This is a genomic window from Mixta theicola, assembly GCF_002895925.1.
Classification (GTDB): domain Bacteria; phylum Pseudomonadota; class Gammaproteobacteria; order Enterobacterales; family Enterobacteriaceae; genus Mixta; species Mixta theicola.
The window spans coordinates 57,466-67,637 of the sequence record NZ_NWUO01000018.1 but is presented as its reverse complement, the minus strand read 5'-3'; the positions used below and the strand labels follow the sequence as shown (position 1 = coordinate 67,637).

The 10,172-nt window shown below is 45.5% G+C and carries 6 protein-coding genes and 2 pseudogenes; 5 read left to right on the top strand and 3 right to left on the bottom strand.

All coding sequences use genetic code 11. The annotated features are described in order from the left end of the window. Positions 1 to 233, top strand: a 233-nt coding sequence (locus COO59_RS18440; RefSeq protein WP_165786540.1) for an integrase core domain-containing protein, incomplete at its 5' end; no start/stop codon positions are given. Between the two features lie 9 nt (positions 234 to 242). On the opposite strand, the pseudogene COO59_RS18435 reads toward COO59_RS18440, so the two are convergent. Beyond that, positions 243 to 638: pseudogene (locus COO59_RS18435) on the bottom strand (transposase); the annotation flags it as partial. Positions 639 to 1,037: 399 nt separating this feature from the next. Between COO59_RS18435 and COO59_RS18430 the strand changes: the two are divergent. From COO59_RS18430 to COO59_RS18415, 4 genes and pseudogenes are all read left to right on the top strand, one after another. After that, complete coding sequence (locus COO59_RS18430) at positions 1,038 to 3,206, top strand: McrB family protein (protein WP_103061177.1); 2,169 nt, start codon at positions 1,038 to 1,040, stop codon at positions 3,204 to 3,206. Between the two features lie 3 nt (positions 3,207 to 3,209). Then, positions 3,210 to 5,828 carry a nuclease domain-containing protein gene (locus COO59_RS18425; RefSeq protein WP_121494951.1) on the top strand — a complete coding sequence of 873 codons (2,619 nt, stop codon included), beginning with the start codon at positions 3,210 to 3,212 and terminating at the stop codon, positions 5,826 to 5,828. Positions 5,829 to 5,853: 25 nt separating this feature from the next. Next, a complete protein-coding gene (locus COO59_RS18420; RefSeq protein WP_103061176.1) occupies positions 5,854 to 6,438 on the top strand; it encodes a hypothetical protein in 585 nt (194 codons plus the stop codon). 140 nt (positions 6,439 to 6,578) lie between these two features. Further along, a pseudogene (locus COO59_RS18415) lies at positions 6,579 to 7,446 on the top strand (IS5 family transposase). A 150-nt stretch (positions 7,447 to 7,596) separates the two neighbouring features. Here COO59_RS18415 and COO59_RS18410 read toward each other — a convergent pair. Together COO59_RS18410 and ychF are read right to left on the bottom strand one after the other, a co-directional pair. Beyond that, entirely contained in the window at positions 7,597 to 8,772 is a 1,176-nt protein-coding gene (locus COO59_RS18410) for a tyrosine-type recombinase/integrase (RefSeq protein ID WP_103061175.1), read from the bottom strand. 214 nt (positions 8,773 to 8,986) lie between these two features. Further along, positions 8,987 to 10,078, bottom strand: a complete 1,092-nt coding sequence (gene ychF, locus COO59_RS18405) for a redox-regulated ATPase YchF (RefSeq protein ID WP_103061174.1) — start codon at positions 10,076 to 10,078, stop codon at positions 8,987 to 8,989. Positions 10,079 to 10,172: the final 94 nt, after the last annotated feature.

Here is a 10,172-nt window from a genome sequence, read left to right as displayed (position 1 = left end):
GTGGAAACTGCCGGGATAATAGTCCAATGGAACGCTTCTTCCGGAGCTTAAAGAATGAATGGGTGCCGATGGTGGGTTACGTAAGCTTCAGCGACGCAGCACATGCAATAACGGACTATATCGTTGGGTATTACAGTGCGCTCAGGCCACACGAATTTAATGGTGGGTTACCGCCAAACGAATCAGAAAACCGATACTGGAAAAACTCTAACGCGGTGGCCAGTTTTAGTTGACCACTACAGCATCTGCCGACACAGATCAATGAAAGCGCGGCAAGCATTTTTGATGCCTTTACCATTGTTTTTTCTGAAGTCTGCAATGTTTTTAAAATCAGGCGTTAATCGCTCAAGTAACCACATCAATTCAACGTTACGATGGGCTTCTTTTTCTAACCTGCGGGATGACTGGATACGGTTCAGGTATCCATAAATGTACAGCTTCAGCATGGTTGCGGGGTGATATCCAGGCCGCCCGGTTTGTTTTGCATTAACGCGCTCAAAGCCAAGTGCATCAAGCTGTAGTTCATCAACAAAGACGTCAATAACCCTGACAGGGTTGTCTTCTGTGACAAAATCATCCAGCACTTCAGGGAGCAACGTCACCTGATGTCTGCCTTGACCTTTGATATGCTGAGTCATAGCTGCACCCGCTTTATTTAATCGTATATTTATAATTTTATTAAATAAAGTAGGTTTCCGCATGGGTTTATCAAGAATGGTTGATCATATAAAGCCACTACTTAGACCAAAAAGTGATCAGTAGTTTTCACACAGCCTGGGCACAAAGCTGCCCCAACGCAGGGCTTACAGGGCAGCTAAGAGCGAGAAGCGGAAGTTCGCAATTGTCTAACTAATCTGATGGGTTAATGAAATGGTCTAATCCCGCCCCTGTAAACTGATCTTGACCCGTCCCGGTAGACAATCCTGTCCTATAGTCAGAGGTTACTATCGAAATTTACGTGAAGGGTGAATAGTTTTAGACACTTAGACGAATCTTATCTTAATATCTTCTGAAAGCAGTGGGTTAATGAGAGCACAATGTCAAACAAAGTGTACGGGTATAGTGAGTTAGAGGGACTGTCTGATACAGAACTTTTGGCAACTCTGCAGTCGAGCTGGGGCTTTGAAGATGATAATTTCGAGGTATGGGGTGAAATAACCCTGATCAAAGACAGAGGATGGGGGCATCTGAAAAACCCCAGAATGCTGACTAGCAATAAACTGCTGTCATATCCTCTTACTGGCGTTAACGGTCCCTGCCAATTCTGGATAAACCCGGTAGATGGCAAAAAGTATGGTGATCAGCGTAGGGCTAGGTTCATAAAATGCAAACTGACGCTCTCTAGTCTGAAAGAACGTGAGAGGCATCGGATTCCATTTATGATGAGTGTGATGCCCGGGAGTTGCTCATCGCTGGAAAAACTACCTGTTTCAGTCCCGCATGATATCGTCACGGCAGACGACGTCTCATATTTCATTGCTAATGAAATCTATCATTTTTATCAACAACAAGCTGCAACTAAAATCGAGCAAGAGTTTGCAACCAAACAAAGTACGCTTGACCAGCAGCTTGCTGAGGCGCTTGCAGAAAAACAAAGCGCAGAACTGAAGCGTGACAATGCAATAAAGCTTGTAGAATCGTTGAACAGCATACGAAAGAAAACTGAACAATCCATTGCTTTACTTGAAACCGATAACGAACTAAAACAAAAAAAATTCCAGATGACCTTGGAAAGTTTCAAAAAAATAGAGGTTGAAATGAATCATAAGATCCTGCGTTTGAAAAAATATGTCTCAGATAAAGCTCTTTTCTTGAAAACCTTTGAGTTTTTAGACCAGGAAGATCTCGATAATTTTTTAGTAGATTCAAAATCGGCGTCACAGGGTGTCGATGGGGTTGTATTTAGAGAACAACTTAACGGTGATTACAGTCAGGCAATCTCCTATATCCAGTCGCATTTGGTTGAAAAGGATGTTTTGTATCCCCGCCATATTATCGAAAACTACCTCACCTTATTGCGCACGAAGGATTTGATTATTCTGGCAGGGGACTCGGGGTCGGGTAAAACTAATTTAGTCAAGTCGTTTGCCAAAGCTGTTGGGGGGAAAGCGGTTATTATCCCCGTAAAACCAAACTGGACCAGTTCTGAAGATCTGCTTGGCTACTACAACCCGCTGGAGAAAAAATATTTAGCCACGCCCTTTTTAGATGCATTACTGGAAGCTCAGTTGAACCCAGAGACTCCCTATTTTATCTGCCTTGATGAAATGAACCTGGCGCGCGTAGAATACTATTTTGCTGATTTCTTGTCCCTGCTGGAGTCCCGTGATGAAACGCCGGAAATTAATCTTTATTCCGCAGACGAATCTGCGCACGTACTTTCTGAGTTGAAAGCGGTGGTTGAGATCATTCAAGCCAGTAAGGAAAAATACGGCCAAGACGGGGTGGTGGATTTTATTGCGCTATTGAAAGATGAGACTATAAATAATCAGTTAAGACAGGCATTTGGTTTTAGTGATAAAAACTCACTCATTAAGTACCACAGTGAGGTACGGCGAATGCTCTCTGCGGCCATGTCAATGCCATCAAGCATTATGATGCCGGCAAATGTTCATATTATAGGGGCTATTAACATCGATGAAACCACCCATTATCTTTCACCCAAAATATTAGACCGTGCGCATATTATGCGTTTTGAGTCGCCACTGTTATCTGACTGGGATGCCATCCTCCGTGAAGTGAAGGAGTATGAATTCGACGATGTATCACGACCACTGCTCTTTGAAACCGAAGCATTGGGTATCCGTCAAAACTACCCAAAATTTGATCGTGAAAATGAATTTTGCCAGTTGTTTATTGCATTAAATAAAGAGTTTTTACACAAATTAGGCGTTGAGTTTGGTATGAGAACTATTCGTCAGGGTCTGAATTATTTGCACCTGTTCAAGGACGTCAATGATGACGGCGAACGGGCAATCAATAACTTTCTACTGCATAAAATTCTGCCGAAGTTAACATTTGATGGCAACAAAACCGTGGGTCAGCAAACAAAAATCGAACTGATTGAAAAAGTATTTTTACAGCGAATTAAACACGAGGTGCCAACCTATGCTGATATTCCTGATGTATTTTCTGCGGTAGTTGCGCTTGAACATGTGGTAAATAATGCGAAGTCCAATGATGGTATTGTGAATTTTTGGTCGTAAACAATGTTGTCTAACTTTGAAATAAAGTACGTCGAAATTCAATGGTATGATAGAGATACCGTCACAAAAGTGACGGAATCGTTGCATGCAATACCCGTTGAATATAATGATGAACATGCACATTTTGAATGTGAAACGACGATCTACCCCAGAACAGAAGGCGTTCTGCGGGGGCAATTAGCCGTGCGGTTTATTACCGGGTCAGCGGTGATCCCTTGCATTAAAATGTCGGACGGTGCAGAGAAACCACTCTCTCCAGTTGAAGATATTGATAGCGGAAAAAACTGGTGGATCGTAAAGGATTCGTGGGATGCCAAAGAAAAATATTGGCGGCACAGCAGCGTAAATACGGCGGGAACGCTGATACTGGTCCTTGATGATGTCCATTGTCATATCAACATAGGGTCGATGGATTTTAGCAGAGATCAACTGGAACGTTATCTGACTGGGTTCAAAGACGATTTGTGGGAATTACTTCTGGATGAGTCAAGTTCTGTTCAGGCATCCAGAGAGCAAGGCGGTATTGGCATTAATAATGCAACCATTGATTGCGCACAAAATATAATCATGCATGCCCATAAAATCCTGAGTAACCCTAAGGCTGAACTGCGAGAAATACAAACCCTGAAGCCACGCAAAGCCGTAAAACCGGTGAACCGTACGTTTATGGAGTTAGCAACAAAAACCAATCAATCTGTTTTAACCAGTCGCGCAGTAAAGCCGACATTTAACATGGCCGAAAACCGCTATATCCTGTTTGCTCTCGAACGTAGCTATCGGATGATTAAGCAAATTGTTATTTTGTCGGGTAACAAAGCGAAACGCTACGCCACGCTCACTGATAAACTTCAACATCAGTATGATTCCTTCACCGATAGCGTAACGATTGATCGGGATCTGGTGGTTAAAGATTTGGAAATCATTCGACAGCGATGCAAGTTAAGCTATTGGCAACAACAATTAGCACAGAGCTTTATTGCCGAAAAAATCGTATATGACGCGGATGGCCCTCAGTATAATGTATTGCACTTTCGCAGCCAAAAACCTACAAAAGAGAACGATGGTTTTTTTATTGAGATCAATGTCCAGGGTCAGTGGATGAGAGACAGTGAAAAAAGCACCGTTTTATCGTTTAATTCAAAATTTAACGCATCTTTGCTGAATTTAGTGAGGTGTTTACGGCAACATGCCGAATATAAAATAACGGGTGCCGGTCGCCGTTATGAAACCGAAAAAGCGGTAATTTACGTTATTGACTATTTAAACGATATCGAGATTGTAGATGCGCGGGAGTTGCATCTCGCCCAGCAAAAATACAGCCAGGAAATTATGCAGGGTAAAGTCCTCGATGCTAACAACTGGCAACGAAAGCTCAGTCCGCGTGAACTGGATGAACAAACGAAAGAAAAGGTGGCCCTGCAAAACCGCATCAGGTTTTACAGCGAAAACCAGTCCTTATCGGAAGCGGTGTTTAAAAAAGTTGAGCCAAAACAGCGGCAACTTGCGCAGCTCATTACTCAGTTCAAAGCTCTTGGGGTGACAGCCTCATCTCATTTCCCAAACTCGATGACGTTTGTCCAAAACCCGCGTTATCAGGGCGTGCATAACGGTTATAAGCAGCTTATGGCGAGCACCCGTCTGACAAACGAAGATTTATTGCTCAGCCTTGAAGAAATTGATGCGATCGGGCTGGTGAATATGCCGCTATTATATGAGCGGTGGTGTTTGCTGCAAATAATGAAGGTGCTGATCGAATCATTCAGATTTATCCCGCAAAGCAACTGGAAATATCAGTTAGTGGATGCCATTAAAGGCAGAAAAAAAGACATCGAGATACTCTTCGACAATCCGCTTTCTAAAAGATCGCTAACCCTAACCTATGAAAAAACGTTAGAAAATGGCAAGCGGCCTGATTTTGTTATTGATCTGCAATGGGCAGCCGAAAAAGATGACCAGGCACGCTATTCCAGACGCTTTGTCCTGGACGCAAAGTTTTATGATCGCTCAACATTTGCGCGGTCTGGCGGCCTGCTAGGGGTCATTGATGGGCTCCGCAACCAGAAAGATTATCGCGAAGCCACTAACAATCCGGTGTTTTTGATCCATCCCTGCAAGCATGCCATAGCCGACGTCGTTACCGCACAGCATTGGGGTAAATACAGTTACCTGGGAGAGGCCGGTTCGGGGGCCGGTGGTATAAAACCCAATCATGACTACGGTGCTATATTTTTAAGCCCGATAGATAAAGAGCTTTACAACGACGAACTCCAGAGGCTATTGGGACTCTTTTTACAATATAAACTCGAAAGTCCGAACACATCTTCCTTGCCTAATGATCTGACACGGGCTAAACCATTTTGTATTCGCTGTGGCTCCGTGGAACTTCGCACCATTGAAAAAACAGGTGGCTATACCAATAAACAGGGCGTGCAGTCCGCACGGACGCCACGTTCAGTCTGGCTGCAATGTACAGAGTGTGAGCAATTTATCAGTTTTAATCACTGCCAGCACTCTGAAACGCGATTGATAAAAAATGGATTATATTGGACTTACCATTCGGCGAGGGCGATTGAACCCTTTAATATTAAATGCCCGGAGTGTAGTGAGTGGGGTGGATGGTGATTAATTATCAAATACAGGTTCAGAGATGAAGTTAACGGGCATCACGAATCATGCAAAACAGCGTATTTCAGAGCGTTCGACACTGAACCTGTACGAAATAGTGGATGTTATTAACGCGCAACTTTTTGAAATACTTGGCTCAAAACCGGGGATCAATAAAACTCATCTGCTTATTTATAGCGTCCCTGATAACGCCTGGTTTGTGCTGGTGAGAGACAGTCTGAATGGTGATGTGTTGACATTGTTAACCGAGGCATATCACGTGCGACTGTTCGGGCAAATCAGCGACCAGCAGAAAATACGCGCCCGTTATATTGCGACCCATGGCTTTGGTGAAAATAATGAAATTAATAAGAAGATCTCTCTGTTTCTTGGCTATGTCGATGTCTCTGGTAAAAGTAAAACCAAACGCATCTGGCGTGGCCATTACGAGGATTTCCAGTTTTCACGCGAGGCATTTTTATATTCATCAGAGCTTCAGAAAATAATGAATGCGCTGCGTACAGGGAAAAAGAGCAGTGCGCACGCTGAACTCCCGGATAATATCGAGACCTGCAGTTATCTAAAGGTGATGTTTAGCGATAATGACAGCATGATAATCGATTTATAGCGATTTTCGGACTTTATTGAATAAATCGGACTTTTGCTGAGTAGCAGGATTAGATCAGGCATGCTCCTGACAACGCAGGCAGTCCCGTGGCTAAGCAAAAGCTCTTAATCACAAACTGGCACATCTAAAACAAAGCGCTTATCAACCGTGGTTACCTCACTTTCTGGCTGGGCGAGGATGCGATTAAGGCCAGGTATGAGTCAACAACGCCTTCATCACGGGGACGTCCTCAGCGTTATTCTGACCTTGCCATCACCACTGTCCTGATGATTAAACGCGTATTCCGTCTGACGCTTCGGGCTACGCAGGGTTTTATTGATTCCATTTTTGCTCTGATGGGCGTTCCGTAGCGTTGTTCAGATTACACCAGTGCCAGTAAGCGAGCAAAGTCGCTCAATGTCTGTTTCAAAACTCCCACCCGGGGTGAGATCACACATCTGGTGATTGATTCTATCGGGCTGAAGGTCTTCGGTGAAGGCGAATGGATAGTCAAAAAACACGGCAAGGAGCGCCGTCGAATTTGGCGGAAGCTGCATCTGGCTGCTGGCAGCAAAACGCATGAAATTGTCTGTGCATACCTGTCGCTAAACAACGTAATGGACTCTGAAGCCTTCACGGGCCTTATCCGGCAGACTCACATAAAAATCAGGGCAGCAGCGGCAGACTCTACTTGCGACACCCTGCTATGTCACGATTAATTGCGGCGCAAGAAAATCAGTGCCCTCATCCCGCCCCGAAAGAGTGCGGGTTACTAGCCCGGTGAACACGCGAACCGCTACCGTGCTGTTGCGAATCAGCGGCTGACCAGGAGTAATGCCCGGTGGAATTGGACAGCTGATTACAATCGTCGCTCGATAGCGGTAACGGCGATGTACAGGGTAAAGTAGTTGTTCGGCCGTTCATTGACGCTGCGGGATTATGATGGGTGCGGAAGCTATTGCCATGGTGCGTGCGCTGCACAAAATGACGCAAGCTGGTATGCCTGAAAGCCCAACCCGCTACATATAGGCTCGCCCGAAATCTGATTGATTCAACAAACCCATCCTGACCTTCACCTGACAGATTGATGCTTATTAATTTTAGCAATGTCCGCTCCTGGCAAAAAGTGGACCTTGAGGAATGAGTTCTATCCACGTGGTTCACTAAGTGCAATAATTTCTACTTGGATCCAGCTACCCATTTGTCCAACATATCAGCCCATTCCTGCATCATCACTTTACGTTCATCAAGATAGGTCGCATGGTTATATGTGCGGCGAACATTGTTAGTATCAGCATGTGCAAGCTGAGCTTCAATAGCATCAGGTCGATAGCCCATCTCGTTTAAACGTGTACTGCCTGTAGTTCTGGTAGCATGTGGGCTATAAGTGCCACTCCAGCCGAGGCTTTTAAGTAGCTGACGCAGTGAGTGCGATGTCATTGAACCTAGAGGATTATCTCTGCCCGGAAAAAGATGCTGCCGATGTCCTGTCAATCCTTGAAGCGTTCTAAGCATTTTTACGGCTTGCGAGGGTAGGGGAACAACATGTTCTTTACGAGCTTTCATGCGCGTTGCCGGAATGATCCATAATGCGTTATCAAGATCGAATTCGGCCCATGCTGCTTCGGTGGCTTCGGCTGGACGCGTTAGCGTCCACCACATTAACCACATGCAATAATTAACCTGGTATGAGCCGCGACTGTTGTCAAAACAGCCTAATAACTTCCCGATTTGCTGCGGAGACAATGCCTGTTTGTGCTGCGTTTTATTTGCCGGAATCGCCTTACGCACTGGCCAAACAGGATCACTGTCTGCTCTGAGAGTTGCTACAGCCAGCTCGAAAATCGATGAAATAGTCCGGCGTGCTTCAGCTGCTACTGTCGGTGCGCCGCGTTTAGCGGTCTGCTGAAGAATTTTGAGAATATGGTGTGGTGTGATTTCCCTGATAGGGAGTTTGCCAATGGCGGGGAAAACTACACGCTCAAGCATATCAAGTCGGCGTGTTTTGGTGATTTCGGCCCAGTCTTTCATCTGCAACCACTCTTTGGCGACTAGCTCAAAGGTGTTGGATGCGTCATTGACCTTGCGGATCTTGTCTAACTGGCGAGCCTGAGTAGGGCTAACTCCATTCGCGACTTGTTTACGCGCTTGCTCGCATTTCTCGCGAGCTTCGGCAAGTTTAACCGTCGGGTACTCACCCAGCGCAAACATGCTGGATTTACCGTTAAATTTAAACCGATAGCGCCACGCCTTTTTGCCATTAGGTTTGACTTCAAGATATAAACCATTGAAATCGTTGAGACGATAGAGCTTTTCTTTCGCTTTTGCTGTGCGGCATTGAGTATCAGTGAGCATAACGATTCCTTGTATATTTATTATACCGTTATTGTACTCACTAAAAATAAAGATGGAAGTTTGATGTACTCACCTACGTACTCATTTTTGACTGCGCTTCTACGAAATCATTTGAGACGCTATGAAATGAAAAATCCACGCAACTGCGTGGATTTAATCAGTTTTTGTGAATATCATGAGATTCAGTGAAGCCTCATGAGACAACAAAACTTATTTAGACGTTAAACAGGAAGTTCATTACATCGCCATCTTTAACGATGTACTCTTTCCCTTCTGAACGCATTTTGCCGGCTTCTTTCGCGCCCTGTTCGCCTTTATAGGTGATGAAATCATCAAAAGCGATGGTTTGCGCACGGATAAAGCCTTTTTCAAAATCGGTATGGATTTTACCGGCCGCCTGCGGCGCGGTGGCACCGACAGGAATAGTCCAGGCGCGGACTTCTTTCACGCCAGCGGTGAAGTAGGTCTGCAAATTCAGCAGCGCATAGCCCGCACGGATAACGCGGTTCAGGCCCGGCTCTTCCAGACCCAGCTCCGCCATAAACTCGGCGCGCTCGTCATCTTCCAGCTCGGCAATATCTGATTCAACGGCGGCGCAAACCGGCACCACCACGGAACCTTCTTGTTCAGCGATAGCGCGTACCTGATCCAGATAAGGGTTATTCTCGAAGCCATCTTCATTGACGTTAGCGATATACATGGTCGGCTTCAGCGTCAGGAAGCTCAGATAGCGGATCGCCGCTTTTTCTTCTTCATCCAGCGACAGCGCGCGCAGCATACCGGCATTTTCCAGGTGCGGCAGGCATTTTTCCAGCGCCGCCTGCTCCAGCTTAGCGTCTTTATCGCCGCCTTTGGCTTTCTTCTGTACGCGCTGCAGGGCACGTTCACAGGTATCCAAATCGGAAAGCGCCAGTTCGGTATTAATTACGTCAATATCTTCCGCCGGGTTTACTTTGCCGGAAACATGAATAATATTATCGTTTTCAAAGCAGCGGACTACGTGGCCAATCGCTTCGGTTTCACGGATATTGGTCAGGAACTGGTTGCCCAGGCCTTCACCTTTGGATGCCCCTTTTACCAGACCGGCAATATCAACGAATTCCATTGTGGTCGGGATAATACGCTGCGGCTTAACGATTTCCGCCAGCTTATCGAGACGTGAATCAGGCATTGGCACCACGCCGGTATTAGGCTCAATGGTACAGAACGGGAAGTTCGCTGCTTCGATGCCCGCTTTGGTTAACGCATTGAACAGAGTGGATTTACCCACGTTAGGCAGGCCCACGATACCGCATTTGAATCCCATGTTTGAATCACCTTAATTGCTGAGATAACCGGACAATAACCGTTGCCGGTAATGACATGAAAAATTTGCCGCTATTATACACGTAATTATGGCC

Excerpts from the sequence above, each read along its gene's own strand:
- COO59_RS18430 (WP_103061177.1), top strand. The coding sequence starts at position 1,038 with ATGTCAAACAAAGTGTACGGGTATAGTGAGTTAGAGGGACTGTCTGAT.
- COO59_RS18425 (WP_121494951.1), top strand. The coding sequence starts at position 3,210 with ATGTTGTCTAACTTTGAAATAAAGTACGTCGAAATTCAATGGTATGAT.
- COO59_RS18420 (WP_103061176.1), top strand. The coding sequence starts at position 5,854 with ATGAAGTTAACGGGCATCACGAATCATGCAAAACAGCGTATTTCAGAG.
- COO59_RS18410 (WP_103061175.1), bottom strand. The coding sequence starts at position 8,772 with ATGCTCACTGATACTCAATGCCGCACAGCAAAAGCGAAAGAAAAGCTC.
- ychF (WP_103061174.1), bottom strand. The coding sequence starts at position 10,078 with ATGGGATTCAAATGCGGTATCGTGGGCCTGCCTAACGTGGGTAAATCC.